This window comes from Actinomadura rugatobispora (assembly GCF_055379765.1).
Genome location: NZ_AP029191.1, coordinates 4,348,828 through 4,371,742, shown reverse-complemented (window position 1 = coordinate 4,371,742; position 22,915 = coordinate 4,348,828). Strand labels below are relative to the sequence as shown.

General features: G+C 72.5%; 20 protein-coding genes. 13 read left to right on the top strand and 7 right to left on the bottom strand.

What is annotated here, in order from left to right; translation table 11 throughout:
* Nucleotides 1-7: 7 nt before the first annotated feature.
* Nucleotides 8-1,474 (bottom strand): translocation/assembly module TamB domain-containing protein, encoded by a 1,467-nt coding sequence (locus ACZ466_RS19090; protein WP_378283284.1) that lies wholly within the window; start codon nt 1,472-1,474, stop codon nt 8-10.
* Nucleotides 1,475-1,595: 121 nt separating this feature from the next.
* Here ACZ466_RS19090 and ACZ466_RS19085 point away from each other — a divergent pair, with 121 nt between their 5' ends.
* The 3 genes from ACZ466_RS19085 to ACZ466_RS19075 all read left to right on the top strand — a co-directional run bounded on the left by ACZ466_RS19085 (nt 1,596) and on the right by ACZ466_RS19075 (nt 4,509).
* The gene (locus ACZ466_RS19085; protein ID WP_378283285.1) at nt 1,596-2,144 is read left to right on the top strand and encodes a hypothetical protein; all 549 of its coding nucleotides are present in this window, start codon (nt 1,596-1,598) and stop codon (nt 2,142-2,144) included.
* A gap of 178 nt (nt 2,145-2,322) precedes the next feature.
* Nucleotides 2,323-2,892, top strand: a complete 570-nt coding sequence (locus ACZ466_RS19080) for a TerD family protein (protein ID WP_378283286.1) — start codon at nt 2,323-2,325, stop codon at nt 2,890-2,892.
* A gap of 6 nt (nt 2,893-2,898) precedes the next feature.
* Entirely contained in the window at nt 2,899-4,509 is a 1,611-nt protein-coding gene (locus tag ACZ466_RS19075; RefSeq protein WP_378283287.1) for a TerD family protein, read from the top strand.
* A 140-nt stretch (nt 4,510-4,649) separates the two neighbouring features.
* Here ACZ466_RS19075 and ACZ466_RS19070 read toward each other — a convergent pair whose 3' ends face one another.
* Nucleotides 4,650-5,279, bottom strand: a complete 630-nt coding sequence (locus tag ACZ466_RS19070) for a TetR/AcrR family transcriptional regulator (RefSeq protein ID WP_378283288.1) — start codon at nt 5,277-5,279, stop codon at nt 4,650-4,652.
* Between the two features lie 59 nt (nt 5,280-5,338).
* Between ACZ466_RS19070 and ACZ466_RS19065 the strand changes: the two genes are divergently transcribed.
* The 3 genes from ACZ466_RS19065 to ACZ466_RS19055 all read left to right on the top strand — a co-directional run bounded on the left by ACZ466_RS19065 (nt 5,339) and on the right by ACZ466_RS19055 (nt 8,068).
* Nucleotides 5,339-5,821 (top strand): VOC family protein, encoded by a 483-nt coding sequence (locus ACZ466_RS19065; protein WP_378283289.1) that lies wholly within the window; start codon nt 5,339-5,341, stop codon nt 5,819-5,821.
* Nucleotides 5,822-6,023: 202 nt separating this feature from the next.
* Complete coding sequence (locus ACZ466_RS19060; RefSeq protein ID WP_464043892.1) at nt 6,024-6,731, top strand: aspartyl/asparaginyl beta-hydroxylase domain-containing protein; 708 nt, start codon at nt 6,024-6,026, stop codon at nt 6,729-6,731.
* A 41-nt stretch (nt 6,732-6,772) separates the two neighbouring features.
* The gene (locus tag ACZ466_RS19055) at nt 6,773-8,068 is read left to right on the top strand and encodes an amidohydrolase family protein (RefSeq protein WP_378283291.1); all 1,296 of its coding nucleotides are present in this window, start codon (nt 6,773-6,775) and stop codon (nt 8,066-8,068) included.
* Between the two features lie 63 nt (nt 8,069-8,131).
* Here ACZ466_RS19055 and ACZ466_RS19050 read toward each other — a convergent pair whose 3' ends face one another.
* Nucleotides 8,132-8,410 carry a phosphopantetheine-binding protein gene (locus ACZ466_RS19050; RefSeq protein ID WP_378283292.1) on the bottom strand — a complete coding sequence of 93 codons (279 nt, stop codon included), beginning with the start codon at nt 8,408-8,410 and terminating at the stop codon, nt 8,132-8,134.
* 13 nt (nt 8,411-8,423) lie between these two features.
* On the bottom strand, nt 8,424-9,893 hold the full coding sequence (locus ACZ466_RS19045; protein WP_378283293.1) for a class I adenylate-forming enzyme family protein: 1,470 nt from the start codon (nt 9,891-9,893) through the stop codon (nt 8,424-8,426).
* Nucleotides 9,894-10,154: 261 nt separating this feature from the next.
* Between ACZ466_RS19045 and ACZ466_RS19040 the strand changes: the two genes are divergently transcribed.
* From ACZ466_RS19040 to ACZ466_RS19010, 7 genes are read left to right on the top strand one after another with little or no spacing between them, the layout of a single operon-like run.
* Complete coding sequence (locus ACZ466_RS19040) at nt 10,155-10,436, top strand: acyl carrier protein (RefSeq protein WP_378283294.1); 282 nt, start codon at nt 10,155-10,157, stop codon at nt 10,434-10,436.
* A gap of 47 nt (nt 10,437-10,483) precedes the next feature.
* Nucleotides 10,484-11,431 (top strand): ferritin-like domain-containing protein, encoded by a 948-nt coding sequence (locus ACZ466_RS19035; RefSeq protein ID WP_378283295.1) that lies wholly within the window; start codon nt 10,484-10,486, stop codon nt 11,429-11,431.
* A gap of 4 nt (nt 11,432-11,435) precedes the next feature.
* Nucleotides 11,436-13,118: an AMP-binding protein gene (locus tag ACZ466_RS19030; protein WP_378283296.1), complete on the top strand. Its 1,683-nt coding sequence runs from the start codon at nt 11,436-11,438 to the stop codon at nt 13,116-13,118.
* Between the two features lie 41 nt (nt 13,119-13,159).
* The gene (locus ACZ466_RS19025; RefSeq protein WP_378283297.1) at nt 13,160-13,423 is read left to right on the top strand and encodes an acyl carrier protein; all 264 of its coding nucleotides are present in this window, start codon (nt 13,160-13,162) and stop codon (nt 13,421-13,423) included.
* Nucleotides 13,420-14,463, top strand: coding sequence for a 3-oxoacyl-[acyl-carrier-protein] synthase III C-terminal domain-containing protein (locus ACZ466_RS19020; protein WP_378283298.1), 1,044 nt, complete (start codon nt 13,420-13,422; stop codon nt 14,461-14,463). The genes ACZ466_RS19025 and ACZ466_RS19020 overlap by 4 nt, the downstream gene beginning before the upstream one ends.
* Before the next feature lie 2 nt (nt 14,464-14,465).
* Entirely contained in the window at nt 14,466-15,233 is a 768-nt protein-coding gene (locus ACZ466_RS19015) for a hypothetical protein (protein ID WP_378283299.1), read from the top strand.
* A 6-nt stretch (nt 15,234-15,239) separates the two neighbouring features.
* The gene (locus tag ACZ466_RS19010) at nt 15,240-16,748 is read left to right on the top strand and encodes an amino acid adenylation domain-containing protein (RefSeq protein ID WP_378283300.1); all 1,509 of its coding nucleotides are present in this window, start codon (nt 15,240-15,242) and stop codon (nt 16,746-16,748) included.
* 85 nt (nt 16,749-16,833) lie between these two features.
* Here the strand turns inward: ACZ466_RS19010 and ACZ466_RS19005 are convergent, their stop codons facing one another.
* The 3 genes from ACZ466_RS19005 to ACZ466_RS18995 form a co-directional block, all read right to left on the bottom strand.
* Nucleotides 16,834-21,357: a type I polyketide synthase gene (locus ACZ466_RS19005; protein WP_378283301.1), complete on the bottom strand. Its 4,524-nt coding sequence runs from the start codon at nt 21,355-21,357 to the stop codon at nt 16,834-16,836.
* A 25-nt stretch (nt 21,358-21,382) separates the two neighbouring features.
* A complete protein-coding gene (locus ACZ466_RS19000; protein WP_378283302.1) occupies nt 21,383-22,660 on the bottom strand; it encodes an amidohydrolase family protein in 1,278 nt (425 codons plus the stop codon).
* Nucleotides 22,661-22,742: 82 nt separating this feature from the next.
* Nucleotides 22,743-22,865 (bottom strand): hypothetical protein, encoded by a 123-nt coding sequence (locus ACZ466_RS18995; protein WP_378283303.1) that lies wholly within the window; start codon nt 22,863-22,865, stop codon nt 22,743-22,745.
* Nucleotides 22,866-22,915 lie beyond the last annotated feature (50 nt).

Sequence of the window (22,915 nt, the reverse complement as noted above, 5' to 3'; positions counted from 1 at the left end):
GCCGGCTCTACTGGCGGCTGATGGTGCGGGTGATGCCGGCGGCGATCGTGGTGGCCAGGATCCACCCCGACAGGATCAGCGCGTACGACAGCCACTGGTACCAGCCCTGCGGCTTGAACGCCTTCTCCTGACCGAAATCGATGATCGGCAACAGCAGGTCGAAGGTGTAGAAGAGCGCGTTGAAGGCCGGGGCCTCACCCGGCTTCAGGGCGGGCGGCCGCTTCTGCGCGTAGGCCAGGGTGCCGGCGAGCAGCAGCGCCACCAGCCAGGCCGCCGCGCGCATGGGCCGGAAGCCGTAGCCGACGGTGCCGTCCTGCAGGTAGCCCCAGATCTTGGCGTACCGGGGAAGTGTGGCGCGATGGCGTCGCTGCTTGGCCAGCTGCACCATGCGGGCCGCCGCGTCGTCGCCGATGCGCCGGTAGGCGGCGGCGAGCTGCTCGTAGGTGTAGGGGACGTAGCCGTCCTCCTCGCGTTCCAGCAGCGGCAGACGCTGTTCGGCGGGAAGGTGCGGGGTGAGCGCGCTGTAGGTGAGGCCGTCGAGCTTGACGACGTCCGGCCACACGTCCGGGGCGGCGTGGAGCAGCTCGAACTGCGAGCGGCGCAGGTTGACCGCGCCCTCGATGGGGTGCGTGTTCCGCAGCCAGAACTCACGGGCGATGACGCTGCTGGCCCGGAGCGCCACACCGCCGGGGTTGGAAAGCCGCGCTCCGGTGAGGTCGATTCCTCCGGCGACCGTGGTGCCGCGCAGGTTGACGCGGCCCTGCGCGCGCATTCCCACGGCCTGCATGTCGGTGCCGACGGAGAAGGACTTGGCGTCCAGCGCCGTGTCGCCGGGATTGACGAGCACCGCTTCGTCGAGGTTGACGGTGCCGGAGACCTTGGTGCCGTTCAGCCGGATCCGGCCGTGGACGGTGAGGCCCCGGGCCCACATGTCGTCGTCGATGGCGGCGTGGTTGAGGTGCAGGACGTCGCCCTGATCCTCGTCCTCGTCGCCGAGCCGCGCCCGCTCCAGGAACAACGCGCCGGACAGCCGCGCGCCACCGAGCCGGACCTGCCCCGGGATGAAGCACTCGGAAAGCCGCATGACGCCGTCGACCTGGATGGTGGCCGCCTCAACGGCGGGCAGGTAGGAGCGGCCGAGGTTGAGCTGCCGGACGTGCGCGCCGTAGAGGATGGCCGCGCGTTCGAAATGGCAGCCCCACAGGCGGATGGCGTGCTCGACGGTCGCGTACTGCAGGTCGAGCACGCCGGTGATCCGGGCACCGACGACCCGCAAGGCCGCGACCTCGCCCTCCTCGGCGGAGCCGGTGAGCAGGAGGGCCCGCAGGACCTTGGCGCGAACGGTGCGCTCCGGGCCCCAGGCGTGGCCGTCCTCCGGGTCCTCGTCGTCGGATCGGCGGAAATCGACGGTGCCGCCCCGCGGGAACGCCCGCCACACACGGCGCTCGGCGGGCGACAGTTCGTTGATCTCCATCGCCGGGACCTTCTCGTGCCCCCCACCCCCTGTCAACCGGATGCCGGGACGGAACCGTCGGGAGTGGTCCCGGACGGCCGGCCCTACCCTGCGGCCAGGGCTACGACGGAGGGCAGAGAGCATGAAGCAGAAGCGGCACCTGGATCGTTGCGCCTCGTGGGCGCTGCTCATCACCGCGGCGGCCCTGCCGCTCGCGGGGTGCGGCGAGGACGAGCCGGACACGGCCGCCCCGCGCGCCTCCACGTCCGCACCGAGCACCCCGCCGCCGCCCGCCCCCACGTCCGCCGCGCCGAGTGCGAGCCCGGCGGCGTTGAAGGCGGCCGACGGTACGCGCCTGAAGTCCTGCGCGGACGCCAGGTGCGAGGTCGAGATCAAGGCCGGCGACGTCATCCGCTTCAACGCGACCGGCGAGAGCAGGGCGGGCTTCGGTGACATCACAGTGAAGAAGGTGAGTGAGAAAGAGATCACCTACGACCTGGCGTCCGGCGCCGCCACCTTCACCCAGCCGGCAAGGAAGGTGCCCGACTCCGGCAACCTCAACGGCATCTCGCTCACCCTGGTCGCCGTCCAGGGCGAACGCGCCGTCATCCGCCTGGGAAAACCCGTCTCCGGCGCGTTCTCGGCCGAGGTAGGCCCCGGCGGCATGACCGTGACCACCCCCGGCGGCTGACCAACCCCGCAGACCTGATGACCCACCTCCACCCCGGTTCCGTGTCTCCGTGAACGGGGTGGCGACCCGGCGGCGGGGCTGCAAGGCTTTGCCCTGGCTTGTTCGGCTTGATGGTGACCGGGAGGCCGGGGCGCTCCTGGGGAGCGCGCGGCGCAGGGGACACAGGGAGGCGACGGTTGTGACCGTCTCGATGGTGAAGGGCCAGCGGATCCCGCTGGAGAAGCCGGGCGGGGCGCTGCGCATGGTCCGGATGGGGCTGGGCTGGGACGCGGTGCGGAAGCAGGGCTTCTTCGGCTCCCGGCAGCGGGAGATCGACCTCGACGCCTCCTGCGTGCTCTTCGCCGACGGACGCATCGCCGATGTCGTCTTCTTCGGCAAGCTGGTCAGCGACGACGGCTCGGTCCGGCACACCGGGGACAACCTGACCGGCGCGGGCGACGGCGACGACGAGTCGGTGATCGTCGATCTGGCCCGGCTGCCGGTGCACGTCGGCTCGCTGGTCTTCACCGTCAGCTCGTTCAACGGGCAGACCTTCAACGAGGTGGACAACGCCTTCTGCCGGCTGGTCAACGAGATGGACGGCGGGGAGCTCGCCCGGTACACGCTGACCGGTGGAGGCACCCATACCGCCATGGTGATGGCCCGGATCTACCGCCACGGCGAGGGGTGGAAGATGAACGCGATCGGTGAGCCGTGCCACGGACGCACCTTCGAGGACATGCTGCCGACGATCGCCGGGCTGGCCTGACGGGCGATGCTCGAACTCTCGCACGGCGCCAACGCCCCGCTGCCCGCCCGACGGGTGACCGCCACCGTGTCCTGTGCCGTTCCCGTCGACGTCAGTGCCCTGCTGGTGGGCCCGGACCTGCGCGTGCGCTCCGACACCGACCTGGTGTTCTTCAACGCCCCCGAGGCGCCCGGCGTGCGCTGGAGCGAGGGCGGCGGCCACCAGCGTGTCGACCTCGACCTCGACGCCGTTCCCGCGGACGCCCAGGCGGTGCTCATCGCGGTCAGCCTCGCCGGGCGGGGTGTCTCGTTCGGGGCGGTGTCACCGCCGCAGGTCCAGCTCCTCACGGCCGGTGGCGATCCGGTGGCGCTGTTCACCGTCGCGGGGCTGGGCCCGGAAAAGGCGATCATCGGGCTGGAGATCTACCGGAGGGCCGACCGGTGGAAGGTGCGTGCCGTCGGGCAGGGCTACGCCGGCGGGCTGGTCGAGCTGGTCGAGGCGCACGGTGTCGAGGTGGAGGACGCGGGCGAGGAGACGGTCGCCTCGCCGCCCGGTCCCGTCGTCGGGGCACCGCCTGGCCCGCAGAGCACCTCCGCGCCGCAGGGGCCGCCCGCCGGGGAGGTCGGCTACCTCGAACGGTGCTGGCTGGTCTGGGAGGACGCGAGCCGCTCGCTGGCCGCGTTCCGCGCGTCCACCGAGCACGCGCTCAACATCCGCAACGACGAGGTCGTCGGCCGGGCGCCGCGCGGGCGCTTCGACCAGCTGATGGCGGCGGCCGACCAGCGGCTGCGGTCCGATGCCGCGCAGCTGCGCGACGAGCTGGCCCGGGTGGAGCAGCACGTCACCGCCGAGGCGGCACCCTTCGACGCACCCTCCTGGCTGACGTGGCGACCGCGCACCGACCTGGCCGAGGGGGTCCTGCTGGGGCGGCTGTCCACCGCGGAGATGCCCGACCTGCGGGTGCCGCTCCTTCTGCCGGTGCCCTGGCGGCGCGGCGTGTGGATCTCGCGGGGCACGCTGCCCGGCGACGCGGCGGCCTATGCCTGGTCGCTGGTGACCCGGTTTCTGGCGGCCGTCCCACCCGGGCTGGTCGGGCTGGAGGTGATCGACGCGGTGGGGCTGTCGGGGGCCGGCTGGCTGGACTCGCTCGACCCGACCGGCAGGGCCGGGCTGCTGGGCGGCGGGGTGGCCACCGGTCCCGCGGCGGCCGAGCGGCTCCGGCGGTTGCTCGACCTGGTGGACCTGCGCCGGATCGGCGGCTCGGACGGCGGTCCGGCCTCGGGGCCGGGTGGCGGCCCCCCGGTCCGGCTGGTGGTGATCATGGACGCCGGGGCCGCCCTGGACGGTGAGGACGCGGACCGGCTGCTGCGCCTGGTGGAGGACGGACCGCTGGTCGGGGTCCCGGTGCTGCTGGTGGAGACCGACACCGCGGCCGCCGAGTCCGTGCGCGCCATCCGGATCCGGCAGTCCTGCAACAACCTTCCGTCCGGCCAGGGCTCGGTCGGCGATTCGTGGGTGGGCATGGATTGGACGCTCACCCCGGAGGTGCTCCCGGACGGCGGCGACGGCTCTCGTGCCCCGTCGCTGCTCGCGCACGTGCTCGGCGCCCACGCGCGCGCGACCGCCTTGCCCGACTAGCGGCGTCAGACGTGGGCGGCCTCCGCGGCGGCGGTCTTGTCCCAGGAGGAGGGAGCGCGGTTCGCGTTCGGCGAGGCTCTGCATGCCGCGCGGGCGGAGGTCGGGACATGCGAGCGGCGTTCCGGCCGCCTGATCGGAGGCTAACCTGCTGCCAGGCGGGTGAGGCCGGTGATCAGCCACCGCTCGTACTGCTCGGGGCTCCAGCCGTGCATCCGGGTGCCGAGCAGGTAGGTCTCGACGTGCACGAGGATCGCTGAAGTCTCCGTCAGCCAGGCGATGTCGCGGTCGGCCGGGAGCAGCCCGTCGCCCGCCGCCCGGGTCCAGAAGTGCCGCAGGTTGTCGCGCGTCGCCTCGCGGGCCGCCTGGGCCGCCTCGGCCAGGACCGGCTCGGTCGGCGCGGCCTCCAAGGCCACCGCGAGCAGGCCGCTCGCCCGGACCATCATCTCGCGTCCGCCACTGGCCATCGCGGTGATCCGTTCGTCCAGGGTGGGGGCGCTGCCGGACAGGACGAACCAGGGCCGGCCGCTGACGGCCACCGGGGCGGTGTCGCCGACCATGGCCACATCGGCCACCCGTTTCAGCAGGGCGGCCTTCGTTCCGAACCGCACGTAGACGGTGCGGACGCCGACGCGGGCCTGTGCGGCGACGGCGGTGAGCGTCGTGCCCGCGTAGCCGTGTTCCAGGAACAGCCGGGTCGCGGCGCTCAGGATCTTCTCCTCGGTGTCGGCGACCCGGGCTGCCCGCAGATCGGCCTTGACGTCGTCCACCATGAGTTGCAGTATAACTGCATCGATGCAGTGAGACTGCATATACGTGGGGAACGGGGATCATGGAGAATGCGCCGACCCTGGCCGGGGTCCATCACCTGAAGCTGCCGGTGCGCGACATCAAGCGGTCACTCGCCTGGTACGAGAGCCGCCTCGGCTACGAACTCCTGATCGAGTTCGTCGAGGAGGGCACGCTGATGGGCGTCGCGATGCAGCATCCGCGCGGCGGGCCCGGCCTCGCCCTCCGGCTGGATCCCGAACGCGCCGAGGCGGCGGCCGGATTCGACTACTTCGCCATCGGCGTCCCGGACAAGGCCGCACTGGACGACCTCGCCGCCCGCCTCACCGGCATGGGCGAGTCCCACGCGGGGCTGCACTCCGCGAGCATCGGCTGGGTCCTGCCCGGCCTGCACGACCCGGACGGCCACGAGGTCCGCTTCTACACGATCGAGCAGCACACCGACCCGTCCGGCCCCACGACCATCGACGACCCGCGCGAAACCGCCGAACGGCGCGAGCGCGAACTCCAGCAGCGCTCCGGCTGACGGGCGGCGGATGCCGATCGCCCGCGGGGACGCTCGCGGGCGATTGGCGAGTTCTAGACACAGCCGGTTCTTTCGGCGCCGCTCCAGCCTATAGTCGCCACGGCGATTGGTTTCAACGCCTGATTCGATGCGCTGCGGTGGAGGTCGTACAGCCATGGTTCCATGGGCTATCGAAAGGCGGGTTCTCGCGGCGCTCTCAGGTGTGGTCACACGCCTCCACAACCGCCTCAACCTGTGGTTCCTGAATACCGCCGGGGGCGATGAGCGCCCGGTGGTGTTCGACATTGACGAGACAATTCCCGAGCTTCGTGAGCTCGAGAAGAAGTTTCACGAGATCCGGAGCGAGTTCCTGGTCGCGGCGGACCGGGTCGCCGTCATGCCCACCTACCATGAACTCGACCCGCTCCAGCGCTACATCTCCGCGACCACGCCCCACGACTGGCGGATGTTCTATCTGTACGCCATGGGCGGAGTGGCGGAGGAGAACGCGGCGCTGTGCCCTGAGACGGTCGCGGCACTGAAGAGGGTCCCGAACCTGTTCCAGGCGAGTTTCTCCGTCCTGGACCCCGGAAAGTCGATCCCCGGGCACAGCGGGCCGTACTTCGGCTACCTGCGTTATCACCTCGGCATCGAGGTGCCCGAGGACGCTCCGCCGCGCATCAGGATCCGCGACCACGTGCACACGTGGCGGGACGGAGAGAGCATCCTCTTCGATGACAGCTGGAACCACGAAGTGATCAATAATTGCGCGGAACGGCGCGTGGTGCTCATCGTGGACGTGCTGAGGCCGATGCCGAGAAGGCAGCACCTCGCCAACCGCTTCTTCACCTTCGTCACGCGCTTCTTCTACGGCCGCATGCTGCTGCGGCGCCTCAAGGAGCGGACCGCCACGGCCGGCGCGGTCGCCTGAGCGCCGCCCGATCCCGGCGAGCTCGGACAGGAGGAGAGACCATGCAGAAATCCACCGGCGACGCCGCCGGAAGCACCCCGTTCCTGATCATTTCTTCCGACACCCATGCCGGGCTGCGGACCGATCAGTACCGGGAATTCCTGGAAAGCAGGTACCACCCGCAACTGGATCTGTACCTGCAGTGGCAGCAGTCGACCGCCGGTATGCGCAAGAAGACGCAGAACGACGAGTTCGTGCGCGAGTGGTACGAGGAGAACGACGAGGGCCTGCGGGGCGGCTGGGACGCCGAGCGCCGGGACCGGGAACTGGACCGGGACGGCGTCGCGGGTGAGGTGATCTTCCCGGACGCCGACGCCGTGGCCGCCACCACGGCGGTGCCCTTCGGGGCGGGCATCGGCATGTCCGGTGCCGGTTACGATCCCGAGCTCGCACTCGCCGGTGCCCGTGCGCACAACAGGTGGCTGGCCGACCTCTGCCGGCAGAGCCCGGCACGCCGGCGCGGCGTGATCGTCGCCCCCATCGTCGGGAACGTCGAGGGGGCGGTGACCGAGATCCGCCGCGCCCACTCCGACGGCCTGCGCGGCGGCATCATGATCCCCTCCCTGTGGGGCCACGGGAACCGTCCGTACCACGATGAGGAGTACGACCGGGTATGGGCCGTCTGCGAGGAGCTGGGGCTGCCCGTCCAGACGCATGCCGGCGCGGCCCCCGGCGAGGATCTGGGCCCGCACCTGGGCCTGTACGCGACCGAGGTCTACTGGTGGTCGGCGCGCCCCATGTGGTTCCTCATCTGGACCGGCGTCTTCGAGCGGTTCCCGGGGTTGAGGTTCGGCGTGCAGGAGTGCGGCCTGTGGTGGGTGGCGGACATGCTCTGCCAGATGGACGTGGCGTTCGACCGTGAGCACGGCACGAAGAAACTGGCGGGCTTCGGCGGGCACATGAAGCGGCGTCCGAGCGAGTACTTCGACGCCAACTGCTTCGTCGGAGGTTCCACGGCCAAGCGCAGGGAACTGGCCGATCGTCACCAGATCGGCGTGGGCAACATCCTGTGGGGCAACGACTTCCCGCACCCGGAGGGCTCCTGGCCGCACACCCGGGAGTGGCTCACGCACCTGTTCGCCGATGTGCCCGAGGACGAGACGCGGGTGATGCTGGGCGAGGCGGCGGTGGAGATGTTCGGCTTCGACCGCCAGGAGATGATCTCGGTCGCCCGGCGCGTCGGCCCGCTCCCCTCGGAGCTCGGCCAGAGCGGATCGTCCCGCCCGAGCCTGCCCGGCGCACCGGGCCGCCACTGGCTGGACGGGCCCGACGTGCCGGAGATCGGCCGGTCCGCCTGAACGGTCCCTCCCGAACGGGGGCGCGCTCCGGGACACCGGGCGCGCCCCGGAACGTTCCGCCCGTCAGACGGTCTCCTGCCGGGAGCCGGCGGCCGTGGCCCGGGACTCCGCCTCTTCGCGCTCGATCACCCCGGCGAGGAGGGTGAAGGACGTCCAGGCGAAGACGTCGCGGGGTGTGATCGTCCAGCCGTGCCGGCGGGCGGCCAGGGTGCACAGCCGGGCGGCCGCCATGGAGTCGCCATGGTCGAAGAAGTTCTCTTCGGGATCGCAGTTGATGCCCAGCACTTCATAGGCGAGGTCGAGAAGAGCGGAGAGGGGATTGTCAGCGGAACGGGGCGACATCGGCATCTCTTCCTTAGGGCGCGGACGCGGCATCGGAACGCAGGAAGCGCTCCACCTTGCCGGCGTGCGAACGCGGTAGTGCGTCGACGATTTCGGCCGTCATCGGGATTTTGTGCGGCGATATCAGCCCCCGGCAATGCTCGTGCACGGCGGCGATGCCCGGGGGGTCCGCCGGGTCGGCGGGAACGATCAGCGTGTGGAGGGCGTCTCCCATGAGCCCGTCGTGGCGCCGCACCACCACCGCGTCCGCGATGCCCGGATGGGTCAGGAGCACCCGCTCCACTTCGCGGGTGTTCACGTTGGCGCCGCCCACGATGACGATGTCGTCGAGGCGGCCGGTGAGATACAGGTAGCCGTCGGTGTCGACGCGGCCGGTGTCGCCGATGGAGAAGAATCCGTCGCCGCGGCCGCGCAGTGACCCGAAGCCCTTTCCGCCGAATGTCCGGGTCCAGGGGCTGCGCATGAAAACCTCGCCGGTCTCGCCGGGGGGCAGCGGTTCGCCTTTCGGGTCCGCTATCAGTACCTCGTTGTCCCGGAAGGGCCTGCCCGCGGTTCCCGGGCGGGCCAGCCATTCGTCGCCGTCGCAGAACGTGGAACCGGTCACCTGGGTGGAGCTGTAGGTCTCGAACACCCGGTCGCCGCCCAGCCGGGAGATCCAGCGGCGCTTGACGTCCTCCGGGCATGGCGCGGACGTGTGCAGCACCCCGGTGAGCGAGGAGCACAGGGCGTCCCAGAGCGATGCGTTCGCGTCGAGCAGTGCCATCTGGTGCGGCGTCAGCTGGCACCAGGTGGGGCGGAACCGTTCGACCGCGGACATCACCGAGGCGGGGTGGAGCCTGCGCGGGAGGATCACATGGGCTCCACCGGTGATACCGGCGACGCAGGTCAGGAGGGGCGCCGCGTGCGACAGGGGCCCGACGGAGAGCTGGACGGCGTCGCGTCGCCAGGCGGCGGCCCGCATGATCTCCCGGACACCGCTGAGCGTCCTGCCGGGCCCGGGCACGACGGGATACAGCCGTGGGAGGCCGGTGGTGCCGCCGGTCGGCAGGTGCCAGGTCACCTCCGGCTCCGGCGCCGGCGAGACTTCCTGGGGCGGCGCGAGTCGCAGCGCCGTCGCCAGCTCCCGTTCGCCGAGCGGCAACGCGTCCGTGAAGGCCGTGCCCAGGTCCGCGCCGAGCGTCTCGCGCTCCAGGTCCGTCGCCTCGGGCGGCAGGATCAGCGGGCTGGAGCCCAGCGTCCAGGACGCCAGGACGGCCCGGACCAGTCCCTCGCCGTTCGGCAGCGCGACGACGATGTGGCGGCCGGGTTCCCACCCGCCGTCCAGGAGGAACCGGGCCGTCGCCGCGACCCGTCCGGCCAGGTCCCCGGCGGTGTGGTGGGCCCATTCCCCGGACGGCTCCTCGACGCTGAGCAGGGGGCGGCCGGGCGTGCTGCGGGCCATCGAGAGCAGGCGGCGGGACTCCGTGCTTTGCAGGCGAAACAAGGTGCTCAGGCTCCCCTCCGGGTCACGCGAGACCGGAACCGCCAGGGTATTTCCCGCACCGGCCGCAGAAGGCGCCGTGGCGAATTGTCGCCAACTCACTTCCCTGTCCTCCCGAGGCCGCTCGATACTTCTGCCGCGAGCCGGGAACGCGGCGAGCGAACGCAAAGCGGAGCGGGAGAAGAGTCCTTGAGAATGTCCAGCGGATCCCAGGACCGGGACGAGGCCCTCTCGGACAATGACTCGAACGATGAGGATCGCCTGGTGCGCGGGCTCGTCAGGAAGCTGGTCGCCGAGATCGCCCCGCCGGAATCACCGGCGGTGCGGCCCGGCCACATCCTGCGGGACGAACTGGGGTTCGACTCCGTGCGCGAGGTGGAACTCACCTTCGCACTCGAGGAGCTCTTCGGTTTCGAGCCGTTCGTCGTCGAGGATTCTCCGCCGCTGGAAACCGTCGAGGATCTGGAGAACTTCACCCTCGACGTGATCGCTCAGGGACGCGCCACGGTTCCCTCGGTCGCCTCCACGTCCGCGCGGCCGAATTGACCGAGGACACCCGGAGAGACCGGAGAGAAAAGCCCGAGGGGTAGGGAATGACGGTGGCCGACGGCTCGGAGCGCACGGGCGACGCCGAGGCCCGGTTCGTCTGGGACTACGCGCGGACGGACGAGCGGCTGCGCGCCCTGTACGAGCGCGGCAAGGCGGCGCAGTGGAACGCCACGACGGACATCGACTGGGCCGCGGGCGTGGGCACCCCCGCCCAGGCCGGGCTCCTCGGTCCCGATCTCCCGATGGGACGCGACGCGTCCCCCGTCCCGCCCGAGCGCTGGGCCGGATTCCAGTGGGAGTTCCATTCGTGGATGACGAGCCAGTTCCTCCACGGGGAGCAGGGCGCCCTCCTGGCCACCGGGCGGCTGGTGGCGCTGGCCCCCGACCTGGACGCCAAGTTCTACGCGGCCGCCCAGGCGGCCGACGAGGCACGGCACGTCGAGGCGTACGCCCGCTACGTCGACCTGCTCGGCAACGGCTATCCGATCAACCCGTCGCTCAGGCGGATGCTGGACACGGTGGTGTCCGAGAGCCGCTGGGACATCGTCTTCCTCGGCATGCAGATCATCGTCGAGGGGCTGGCGCTCGCCGCGTTCCGGCTGGAGCACACCCGCTCCTTCGACCCCGTCATCGCCCAGATCACCCGGCTCGTCGCCAAGGACGAGGCCCGGCACGTGGCCTTCGGCCTGGTCGCCCTGCGGAACGTCTACGGCGAGCTGACCTCGGGGGAGAGGGCCGAGCGCGAGGAGTTCGTCAAGGAGGCGGCGCTGCTGATGTCCCGCAGGTTCCGCCTGGAGGAGATCTGGGAGCGCCTGGACGTGGACGTCCGGGCGGGCACCGACTACGCGCTCCGGGACCAGAAGATGATCGACTTCCGCCGGCTGATGTTCACGAAGATCGTCACCTCGCTGGCCGGAGTGGGGCTGCTGACCCCAGGAGTCCGCGCGCACCTGGAGCAACTCCAACTGCTGCGCACCGTCTCTCGGAGGTGATGGCTTGACCGCCGCAACGACCGGCCCGGCCGCCACGGGCACGACCGCCGACCCGCGTTTCGAGCACCTCCTGTCCTGGGTGGAGCATCCCGGCCTGGAGCAGGCCATCCGCTTCTCCGACGGCCACGGCACCTGGACCGGCCGCTCCTACGCGGCGCTGGCGGCGGGCGTGCGCCGCAACGCTCACCGGCTGCGCGCGGCGGGCATCGGCTCCGGCGACATCGTGCTCCTCGTCGGCGGGAACACGCCCGGCTTCGTCATGTCCCTCTACGGCGTCATGCACGCCGGGGCCACCCCCTCCATCGTCGCTCCGGCGGGTCCCGCGGAACTGGACGCCCGCCTCCGGGACGTCATCGGCACGGTCGGCCCCGCCGCCCTCCTTCTCACGCGGGAACAGGCACCGTTCCTCGACGGCTCCGGCCCGCTCGGGTGCCGCGTCCTGACGGAGGCGGCCGAGGACGACCCCATGGCCGACGGCGCGCCGGAGCCGCCCGAGGTGGGTCTGGTCCAGTTCAGCTCGGGGTCCACGGGCGTGCCGCGGGGCGTCCAGATCGAGTGGCGGGCACTGAACGCCCAGGTGCGCGCCCTGCACGACTGGCTGTCGATCACCGGTGACTCCCGGGTCGTGTCGTGGGTGCCGTTCCACCACGACATGGGGCTGGTGGGCTGCCTGCTGATGCCGCTGGCGCGGGGCGCCGGGGCGTCCTACATGCCGCCGCAGGAGTTCATCGGGGCCCCGGCCCGCTGGTTCGCCGAGATCTCCCGATCGGGCGGCACCGCGTCCGCCATACCCTCGTTCGCCCTGGGCCATGTGCTGCGGAAACTGCGCCCGGCCCACCTGGAGGGGGTCGGCCTCGGCAGCTTGGAAAGCCTCATCATCGGTGCCGAGCGCGTCGCTCCGGACGCCCTGGACGCGTTCCACCGGCTGCTGAGCCCCTTCGGCCTGCGCCACGACTCCCTGCTCCCGGCCTACGGCATGGCCGAGGCGACGCTGGCCGTGACCGGTGTACGACCGGACCCCGCGGCCATCGGGACCCGGCTGGTGGACACCGAGTCGCTGGAGCCGGGCAAGCCGGTGTCCTTCGCCGACCGCGGCGCGCGCCTGGCCACCCGGCTCATCTCGTGCGGCCGCCCGCTCCGGGGCGTGGAGGTCGAGATCCTGGACGCCGACGGCGCGCCGCTGCCGGAGGGCGCGTTCGGGGAGATCGCGGTGGGCGGGGAGAGCCTGGCGGCGGGATACGCGGGCAAGGAGTTCACTCCGCTCGGCGACCGTCACCGCACCGGGGACATGGGGTTCGCCCTCGACGGCGAGCTGTACGTCGTCGGGCGGGCCGGGGACGGCATCAAGGTGGCGGGCCGCTGGCTGTTCGCCGAGGACGTGCAGATCATCGCCGAGGCCGCGGCGTCCAGGCCGCGGCGGACCGTCGTCCTCCTCGGCACCGTGCGGGGGCGGGACACGGCGGTCATCACCGTCCGGAACTGCGCGGCGGAGGAGGCGGCCGCCGTCGGGCGGGCCGTGGCCGCCAAGCTGCCCGGACTGCGGGTGACGGTCCTGCAGGTGCCGCGCGGCACCCTGTTGCGCACCACCAGCGGCAAGCTCAGGCGCCGCGCCATGTGGCGGAGCCTGGTCATGGCGGGCGACCTGTCCGCCCACCAGGTATGGGACTCGGCGACGGACCGGGCCTGAGGGACGTCGTGGGACGCGGCGCCGGATCGAGAGGAGGATCGGTGGACCGTAAGGGGATCATCGAGCACATACGGCGGGCGCTCACCGCGGCCATGGACCGTGAGGTCACCCAACTGCGCGAGACCACCCTGCTCTTCGAGGAGCTGGGGCTGGATTCGGCGGGCACCCTCGAACTGCTGCTGGTCCTCGAGGACGGCTTCGGGTTCGAGGTCGACCCCGAGGACCTGGAGATGGACGTCTTCCGCACGGCGGGCAGCCTGGCCGACTACGTCACCGGGCTCCTCGCCGCCGAGGCGGCGGTATGACCGCGGGCGCGCCGGTGGAGACCGGGCGCGGGTCCCCGGTGCTGTCCCGGGTGTCCGTACGGCTGCCCAGGGGCGTCGAGTCCGTCGACCGCGTCCTGGAGCGGGCCGGCCATGGCCCCTTCGAGCGGCGGATGTTCAGGAGGTTCCACGGACTGCGCGACAGCCCCACCCTCGCCTCCGGCGAGCGCATGGAGGACCTGCTGGTGGGGGCGGGCCGGGAGGCTCTCGGGGGGCGCGGCGCCGACGTCGTCCTGTACGGGCACTCGCATGTCGTGCAGGGGTTCGCGGACCGGCCGGGTTTCGCGCGGCGGCTGTGCGCCGCGCTCGGCGTCCCCGGAGCGGAGTTCTACGGGATCTCGCAGGTGCACTGCGTCAGCGTGCTGCGGGCCGTGGAGGTCGCTCGCCGCTACCACGCCCGCCCCGGGGCACGGCCCGGGGACCGGGTCCTGGTGCTCGGCGGTGACCAGGGCAGCTACGACGATTCGGCGAGGATCATCCCGAATGTGACCGTGGGCGGAGACGCGGCCGCCGCCGTCGTCGTGCACGCGCCGCACGGCCGGCCCGACGAGCACGGCGAGCCCGGCGAGCACGGCGAGCACGACGAGCACGGCGATGGAACACCCCGCTACCGCTACCTGTCCGGTGCCGCGCTGCGCGACCAGCGGTTCCACCGGGCCCTCCGCATGACGCAGCGGGAGCAGGCGCTCTACGCGAAGGCGTGCATGGAGCACGTGACCACGGTCCTGCGTGAGGCCACCGGACGTGCGGGCTTCGGCATCACGGACCTCGACTGGATCATGCCCGACCTGACCAACGCCGTGTTCTGGCGCAATTTCTGCCGCGAGACGGGCGTCGAACGCGGCCGCGTCCCGCTCGACCTGCTTCCCCTGCGCGGCCACAACTACGGCATCGACGCGCTGTCGGCCCTCCAGCACGCCGACGCGACCGGGCGGCTCCGGCCCGGCGACCGGTGCGCGCTGGTCGCGCTCGGGCACGGCGCGTACTTCCAGGTCGTGGTCGTCGAGGTCCTGGGCGGGTAGCCATGGCCGATCTGTACATCGACGCACTCGCGACCTCGGTCCGCTCGCGGCCGCGGCTCCGGCCGTCCGCCGAACTGCCTCCGCGGAGCATGCGCCGCCTGATGGCGAACATGATCGCGCGCGACCGCGGCGTCCCGGCGGAACGCGTGCACGTGCGGGAGCCCGTGCCCGGCGACCCCGCCGACGCCGCGGACTACGGCACCACCCGGCGGGCGCTGGACGCGCTCGGGCGCCCGGACGACGACCAGCCCCTCTTCGTGGTGCGCTCCGGCCCGGTGGCCGACCCGATGACCTCGCCCCTGGCGGGCACCGTGCACGCGGTCGGCTGGACGGGCGACGACGTGGGGGTCACCCACCTCCGGGAACACGGCGGAACACAGGTGTTCCGCCTGCTCACCTGGGCGATCCCCGAGGACCTGGGGGCCACCGTGGTGATCGTCGACGACCCCGCCTTCGTGGCGGTCGAGGCCGAGAAGCCGGCCTTCGCGGCGGTCGCGGTGAGGGTGGCCCGCACGGGAGCGCTCCGCGTCGTCGCCGCCGGTGAGGACCTCCCCGGGGCGGAGGCGGCGGCACGGGACGCACGGGTCTTCTCCGGCACCGGCGCCTGCGACGCGTGGCTCGACCTGTACGCGGCGCTGTCGTCCGGCGCGGTCGAACCGGGCGAACACGTGCTGCTGCGCACCGTGGGGGACGAGCGACAGGGCCGGCTGCTTCTGGAGGCCGTCCGGCCGCGCGAACTGAGGACGTCCAGCGCACCGATCGGAGAGTGACGGAGCATGGCACCGGACCGGCCCGAGCAGCGCCTGCTCCACGAGGCGTTCCTGTGGAACGTCGAGCGCGACGGGAGCGCCGAGGCGCTCCGCGTCGGCGGCGAGAGCATCAGCTACGGACGCCTCCACGAACGCGCGCTGCGGCTCGCCGGCGGCCTCCTCTTCCACGGACCCGGCACCGCGGGCGAGCCACTGCGCGTCGGCGTGCTCGGCGCCCGCAGTGAGGACGCGTACGCCGGTCTGCTCGCCGCCCTCTACACCGGCGCGGCGGTCGTCCCGCTCAACCCCGCCTTCCCGCCCGAGCGCCTCCGCCACATGATCGGCGCCGCGTCGCTCGACGGCCTCATCGTCGACGACAAGGGCATGTCCCTGCTGCCCGAACTGGCCGACGCGCTGGACGGCGTCCCGGTGGTGCACCGGCCCACCGTGCCCGCACTGGACGAGCCGCTGCCGTCCTTCCCCGGGGACATCGCCTACATCCTCTTCACCTCCGGCTCCAGCGGACGTCCCAAGGGCGTCCCCGTCCGGCACTCCAACGTGGTCGCCTACCTGCGCCAGATCAGGGCGCGCTACGGCTTCACCTGCGACGACGTCTTCTCCCAGACCTTCGACCTGACCTTCGACCTGGCGATGTTCGACATCTTCGCCGGGTGGGGGGCCGGGGGCACCGTCGTCAGCGTCCCTCCGCACGTGTACGTGTCGCTCCCCGACTTCGTGGCCAGGCACGGCATCACCGTGTGGTTCTCCACCCCGAACATGATCTCCCTGGTCCGCAGGGGAAGGGGGCTGGAACGCGGCTCCATGCCGGGCCTGCGGTGGAGCCTGTTCTGCGGCGAGGCCCTGCTGGTCCAGGACGCCGCGCGGTGGCAGGAGGCGGCCCCGAACTCCCGCCTGGAGAACCTTTACGGGCCGACCGAGCTGACCATCTCCTGCAGCGTCCACCGGTTCGACCCCGAGCGGTCGGCGAGACTCGCGGTCAACGACATCGTCCCCATCGGTGCCGTCCACCCGAGGCTGCCGTACCTGCTCCTCGGCGCGGAGCAGGACGGGGACGGCACCGGCGAGCTGTGCGTCACCGGCGAGCAGATGTTCTCCGGCTACCTCGACCGGGCCGACGACGCGGGCCGCTTCCTGGATCACGAAGGGCGCCGCTGGTACCGGACGGGCGATCTGGTCCGCCGCGTCGACGGCGGCGAACTCGCCTACCTCGGCCGGGCCGACCACCAGGTCAAGATCGGCGGCTTCCGGGTGGAGCTCGCCGAGGTCGAATCGGGGCTGCGCCGGCTGCCCGGCGTGCGGGACGCCGCCGCGGTGGCGGTGGACGGACGGCTGGTGGCCTTCCTGGTGGGCGACGAGCGGCCGGTGCCGGTGCTGATGAAGGAACTCGGGTCCTTCTTCCCGCGGTACCTGATCCCGCGCCACTACGAGTACCTGGACGACCTCCCGCTGAACGCCAACAGGAAGACGGACCGGCCGGAGCTGACCGCGCGGGCACGGGCGCTGCTGAGCAGCTGACCCGGCCGCGCGCCCCTCCTGCGCGCCCCCCTGCGTGCCCTGCCGCGCGAACCCGATGCGGGTCGCGCGGCAGGGCACTGGCGGGTCACAGGCGGGTCAGCGCCGCCTGCACGGCCCCGGCGGCGACCCTCAGCGTCCGCCAGTCGAACAGCTCCCGCACGGAGACGTCCACCCCGAACACCTCCGGTATCCGCCCCACCAGCCGCACCGCCGTGATCGAGCTCATGCCCAGCTCCTGGAAGTCGTCGTCCAGCCCGACGTCCTCGATGCCGAGGGCCCGCCCCCACAGCGCCGCCAGCCCCCGTTCGACATCGGTCCGCGGCGGCGCGTACGGAGAGTCGACGTACCGGGCGGCGGGAGCGGACCCGGAAACCTCGGCATCGGTCCTGCTCGCGTCGGTGGCGACCCTGTCGGCGAGTCGCTCGCGCTCGCGCAGCCCGCCCGGGCTCACCACGACCTGCGGACCGGCGCCGGAGGCGAGAATCGCGCGCAGCACCCCGGCCGCCTCCGCCGGGCCGATGGCGCTCTCGCGGTACGCCGCCGGCACGGTGTGCTCCGCGCGGGAGGCCATGCCCACGTCCGTCCACTGCGGCCAGTTGACGGAGACGACATGGCGTCCCGCGCCCCACCGGGCCTGGGCGTAGGCGTCCAGGACGGCGTTGGCCCCGGCGTAGTCCGACTGGCCGTAATCACCCGTGATCGCGGCGATGGACGAGTACAGCACCAGCAGGGGCGGCCGGAACACCCGGTCCAGCACATAGGTGCCCAGTACCTTCGGCGCGAGGACCCGCTCGACGGCCTCCTGCGCGCGTACCTCGATGAGGCCGCCGCCCGCGACACCGGCCAGGTGGAACACGCCGTCGACCCGGCCGTGGGCGCGCATCACCTCCGCGCGGATCTCCCGCATCCGGGCCTCGTCGGCCACGTCCCCGGCGCATGCCAGTACCCGGCCCCCGGCCTCCTCCACGGCGAGGACCCGCCGGAGCCGTTCCCGCAGGGTCTCGTCCGGTGATCCGGCGGCGAGCGGCTCCCACTCCGATCGGGGCGGCAGCCCGGACCGGCCCACCAGCACGACCCGCGCCCGCACCAGCCTCGCCAGTTCCCAGGCCAGTTCCAGGCCGAGACCGCCCAGGCCGCCGGTGATGACGTAGACGCCCTCCTCCCGGAGCACGGACGGGACGTCCGCGGCCTCGTCGAGCCGGATCGCGGAATGTCCCGCGACCCACCTCTTGCGCCCGCGCAGCGCCACCTCCCGCTCGGCCGACCCGGATCGCAGCTCCCGGAACACCTGCGTGGCGATGTTCCCCGCCTCACCGGCTCCCACATCGATTCCGCGGACGGCGACCGAACGCAGCTCCCGGGGCACGGTCTTGAGGAGCCCGCGCACGGCGGCCTTCGCCGGGTGGACGTCGCCGTCGCCCAGGACGTCCTGCATGTCGCTGGTCAGGACGTACAGCTCCAGCGCGGTCCCGGAGGCCCCGCGAGAGAACTCCTGCAGAGTCAGCAGGAGGCTGTGCAGGCCGAGGTCGAGGTGGCTGCGCACGGCGGCCCGTTCCGTGCGCGCCGGGACGCCGCCGAGGAGCCAGGCGTGCACCAGGCGGACCCGTCCGGGCCCGGTGCCGAGGACGGCGGCGGCCAGCCTGCCGTAGTCGGCGGCCTCGCGCGGCCGGACGGTGCGGCGGCCGTCCCCGGTTTCGGCGTACCGGCCGCCGGGCGAGACGACGACGACGTTCCCGCGCTCGGCCCGCGTCAGCCGGATCAGCTCGTTGGTCACGGCCTCGTCGGGATGGGCGAACACCACCCACGCACCGTCGTCGTCGGCGGGAGCGGCGGGGGGCCGCGGCGGACTCGTCTCGGTCCAGGTCGGCGCGTAGAGGGGTCCCTCGTCCGGCGGCTCCGCGGCGGCGGGTTCGCCGCTCACCGGCTGCACCCAGAACGATTCGCGCTCGTAAGGATAGGTGGGGACGTGCACCCGGCCGCGTTCCTCGCGCGCCCAGAAGCGGTTCCAGTCCACCGGACAGCCGTGAGACCACAGCCGGCCCACGCCCTCCAGCAGGACCCGCAGGTCGTCGCGGTCGTCCCGGGCGGTGCGGAGCAGGGGGACCGCCGGGACATGCCGCGACCGGTCCGCGTCCAAGGCCGTCGCGGTCTCGGCGACGAGGTTGGACAGCGCGTGCCCGGGGCCGACCTCGGCTGCGCGGTACCCGCCGTCCGCGAGCAGCAGCCGGGCGGCGTCCGCGAAGCGCACGCAGGCGCGGATGTGCCGCGCCCAGTACGCCGGGTCGGTGGCCTGCTCGGGGGTGATCCAGTCACCCGTCACGTTCGACACGAACGGGATACCGGGCTCCCGAAGCCGCACCTTGGCGACACGCTCCGTGAACGCCCCCAGGATGGGTTCCGTCATCGGGGAGTGGAAGGCGTGCGAGGTGCGCAGGCGGCTGGTCCCCACCTTCCGCGCGGACAGTGACGCCTCCAGTTGGCGGACGGCGGCGCTCGGACCGGAGGCCACGCACATACCGGGCGCGTTGACGGCCGCGAGGTCGACGCCGGGCGGAAGAAGCGGCCGGAGCTCGTCCTCGGGCAGCGGGACGGCCGTCATGGCGCCGGGCGGCAGCGACTCGATCATCAGGCCGCGATCGGCGACCAGCCGCAGCGCGTCCTCGGCGTCCATGACCCCGGCCAGGGTGGCGGCCACGTACTCCCCGATGCTGTGGCCCGCCATCGCGGCGGGTTCCACGCCCCAGGAGATCAGGAGGCCGGCCAGCGCGTACTCCACGGCGAACAGGGCGGGCTGGGTGACCGAGGTCCGGACGATCTCGGTCTCGGCCCGAGCGGCAGCCGCGGCCGTCGCGGGGAACAGGACGGCCTTGAGATCGAGGCCGTGCGACCGCTGGAGCACGGTACAGCAGTGGTCCAGGATCGCGGCGAACTCCGGCTCTCCCTCGTAGAGCCCGCGCGCCATGCCCACGTACTGGGAGCCCTGTCCGGGCATCAGGAAGGCGGGCTTCGGCGGACGCCCGCGCGGCACCGGGTGCGCCGGCGTGGCCCGTCCCGCGCCCAACTGCCTCACGGCGTCCTCCCGGTCGGTCACGACCAGGGTGCGGCGCACGGAACGTTCAGGACGTCCCTCGGCCAGCGTGAAGGCGATGTCCGCGAGTTCCCCGTCCCCGCTCCCCCCGCTCCCCTGGGACGCGCACAGGTGATCATGGAAGGTCTTCTCCATGGCCGCCAGGGCGGTCGGGGTGCGGGCCGAGAACGTCAGGAGGTGGTACGGCCCCGGCGTCGCGCCGGTCTCCACCGCCGGGGGCTGCTCCACGATCACGTGGGCGTTGGTGCCGCCGACGCCGAAGGAGTTCACGGCCGCGCGGCGGGGGCCGGCGTCCCGCGGCCACGGCATCGTCCGGTCCGCGACGTAGAAGGGCCCGCCGTCGAAGTCGATGCGCGGGTTCGGGTCGCTGAAGTTGAGGCTGGCCGGGACGACGCCCTCCCGCACGCTGTGGACGGCCTTGACGAGCCCGCAGATCCCGGCGGCGGCACCGAGGTGGCCGACGTTGCTCTTCACCGAGCCCAGCGCGACGTCCCGTGCGCCGCGCCGGTCCGCGCCGTAGACCCGGTTCAGCGCGGCCACCTCGACGGGGTCGCCGACCAGCGTGCCCGTGCCGTGGCCCTCGACGTACCCGACCGACACCGGGTCGATCCCGGCTCTCCGCACGGCGGACGCGAGCGCCTCCGCCTGGCCCCGCTCGCTCGGTGCCTCGTAGGCGGCCTTCGCGGCGCCGTCGTTGTTGATCGCCGAGCCGATGATCACCGCGTGGATCGCGTCCCGGTCGGCGACGGCCGCGCTCAGCCGTTTGAGCACCACCACACCGGCGCCCGCCCCGAACACCGTTCCGGTGGCTCCGGCGTCGTACGGCCTGACGACGCCGTCGGCCGCCAGGATCCCCCCGCCCTCGCTGTACCGGTAGCCCTGGTACGCCGGAAGCGGGATCTCCACGCCGCCGGCGATCGCCATGTCGCACTCGTCGTTGAACAGCGCCGCGCACGCCATGTGCACGGTCACCAGGGAGGTGGAGCAGGCGGTGAGGCTGGTGATGGACGGGCCGCGCAGCCCCAGGTAGTAGGAGACGGCGGTGGACAGGAAGTCCGCGTGGTTGGTGATCCGGGCGCGCGCCTCGCCGATCGTCTCCATGAACCGGGGGTTGGCGCGCAGGTTCCACGCCAGGTACTCGTTGTTCCCGGCCCCGGCGTACATCCCGATGCGGCCGCCGAAGCGCTGCGGGTCGTACCCGGCGTCCTGCAGGGCGTCGTGGCAGATCTCCAGCAGGACCCGCAACTGGGGGTCCATCGCCTCCGCCACGCGCGGGGTGATGCCGAACAGGGCGGGCTCGAACAGGTGGAAGCCGCCGAGCAGCGAGGCGACCTTGACGTAGTCGGGGTCCGCCAGCGCCTCCCGCGGCACCCCGGCGCGGTGGAGCCGATCGTCGTCCAGCCGGGTGAGCGACCCGGTGCCGGCGCACAGGTTGCGCCAGAACCTCGGCAGATCGCGTGCGCCGGGGAACCGGCCGGCCATGCCCACGACGGCGATCGCGTCCCCGGACTCTGCGAACACGTTCCTCTCCTCGTGCTCTCCGGGCCTACTTGCCCGACCCTCGGTTGTCTCCCATGCGGACCTTCGCGGCCCCCGGGACCAGCCCCGCGAACGCGGGGCAGCCGGCCGCCTCCGGAGGCAGGGTCGCCGGATCGAGCCCGGCGCCGACCTCGTCGTGGGTCGGTCCGACCCGCTCGGCGACGCCGCGCAGGCGGTCCAGGTCGAACCCGTACATCTCGGCCGCGTTCCCGGCCAGCATCCGCTCGGTGTCCGCGACCGGGACGCCGGAGAAGGCGGTGCGGACGGCCTCGCTGGAGAACGGGTAGGTGGACTCCAGATGCGGGTAGTCGCCGCCCCAGAGGATCTTGTCGACGCCCACCGCGTCCCGGATCGCCATCTCGGTCGGATGGACGAACGTGGCGCCGGCGTGGCACTGCCGGTGCCAGTACTCGCTGGGCCGCAGGGACAGGTCGTCGATCGCGCTCGCGGCGTCGTAGGCGATGCCTCCGCCGGTCCCCGTGGAGCGCATGGAGTCGAACAGCCGGTCCAGCTTGCGCAGTTCCCGGGGAATCCAGCCGATGCCGGATTCGGTGAAGACGACCTTCAGGCCGGGGTGGCGGGCCAGGACGCCGCCGAGGACCAGGTGCCTGAACCGGTTGATGTCCCACCAGCGCAGGTCGAGCAGGAAGAACATGTCGTCGACGGGCGTGTCGCCGGTCCTCGGGCCCGCCCCGCCGCCGTGGCAGTTCACCGGGACCCCGAGTTCCTCGCAGACGCTCCACAGCCCGTCGTACGAGCGGTCGTACAACGGGGGCACGCCGGCGCCGGGAGGGGCGCCCGGCAGCAGCACGCCGCCGGTCAGGCCGGCCTCGTGCGCCCACCGGACCTCGGCGATCGCCGCGTCGACATCGTGCAGCATGATCTGGAAGACGCCCGCCCGCCGGCCCGGAAGGTCCTGGCAGAACTCCGCCAGCCACCGGTTGTGCGCCCTGAGCCCGGCCCACCGGCGTGCCAGGTCGGCGGCGCCGGCCACCCCGTCCTGGCTGCTGGCCAGCGACGACGTCGGGAAGAACGGCGGCACGGTGTTGGGGTAGATGACCTCGGCCACGATCCCGTCCGACTCCAGCTCGGCCGCCCGGCGCGAAGAGTCCCAGTTGCGGGAGGCGTCAGGGCCCTTCATGTCCTCGTAGGGGACGGTGAACTCCGCCGCCCAGCGGTCGAAGTCGTCGACGAAGGCGGGGGCGAGGTAGTCCCGGTACTGCGTGAGGTCGGCGCCCCCGTGGCAGTCCGCGGAGATGATGACGTGGCGGCTGTGGTCGCCCATGGTTCTTCCTTCCCTCCGGGAGAGCCCGGTGACGGGGAGCGGCGGCCGTTCCCGCCGCTCCCCGTCACCGGGCCGCTACCGGTCAGACGCGCGCGTAGCTGAACGAGTACGCGCCCTCGGTCTCGTCGAACTCCTCCGCCTCGTCGGCGACGAAGTTGTCGTCGTCGACGCTCCAGGACTGGGGCTGAACGTTGACCTCCCGCATGTCACACCTCCTCTCGGATGCCGGCCGAACACGACCCGGGCCGTGCGGCG

Excerpts from the sequence above, each read along its gene's own strand:
- ACZ466_RS19050 (WP_378283292.1), bottom strand. The coding sequence starts at position 8,410 with ATGTCGCCCCGTTCCGCTGACAATCCCCTCTCCGCTCTTCTCGACCTC.
- ACZ466_RS19090 (WP_378283284.1), bottom strand. The coding sequence starts at position 1,474 with ATGGAGATCAACGAACTGTCGCCCGCCGAGCGCCGTGTGTGGCGGGCG.
- ACZ466_RS19035 (WP_378283295.1), top strand. The coding sequence starts at position 10,484 with ATGACGGTGGCCGACGGCTCGGAGCGCACGGGCGACGCCGAGGCCCGG.
- ACZ466_RS19020 (WP_378283298.1), top strand. The coding sequence starts at position 13,420 with ATGACCGCGGGCGCGCCGGTGGAGACCGGGCGCGGGTCCCCGGTGCTG.
- ACZ466_RS19070 (WP_378283288.1), bottom strand. The coding sequence starts at position 5,279 with ATGGTGGACGACGTCAAGGCCGATCTGCGGGCAGCCCGGGTCGCCGAC.
- ACZ466_RS19065 (WP_378283289.1), top strand. The coding sequence starts at position 5,339 with ATGGAGAATGCGCCGACCCTGGCCGGGGTCCATCACCTGAAGCTGCCG.
- ACZ466_RS19075 (WP_378283287.1), top strand. The coding sequence starts at position 2,899 with ATGCTCGAACTCTCGCACGGCGCCAACGCCCCGCTGCCCGCCCGACGG.
- ACZ466_RS19000 (WP_378283302.1), bottom strand. The coding sequence starts at position 22,660 with ATGGGCGACCACAGCCGCCACGTCATCATCTCCGCGGACTGCCACGGG.
- ACZ466_RS19085 (WP_378283285.1), top strand. The coding sequence starts at position 1,596 with ATGAAGCAGAAGCGGCACCTGGATCGTTGCGCCTCGTGGGCGCTGCTC.
- ACZ466_RS19010 (WP_378283300.1), top strand. The coding sequence starts at position 15,240 with ATGGCACCGGACCGGCCCGAGCAGCGCCTGCTCCACGAGGCGTTCCTG.
- ACZ466_RS18995 (WP_378283303.1), bottom strand. The coding sequence starts at position 22,865 with ATGCGGGAGGTCAACGTTCAGCCCCAGTCCTGGAGCGTCGACGACGAC.
- ACZ466_RS19055 (WP_378283291.1), top strand. The coding sequence starts at position 6,773 with ATGCAGAAATCCACCGGCGACGCCGCCGGAAGCACCCCGTTCCTGATC.
- ACZ466_RS19015 (WP_378283299.1), top strand. The coding sequence starts at position 14,466 with ATGGCCGATCTGTACATCGACGCACTCGCGACCTCGGTCCGCTCGCGG.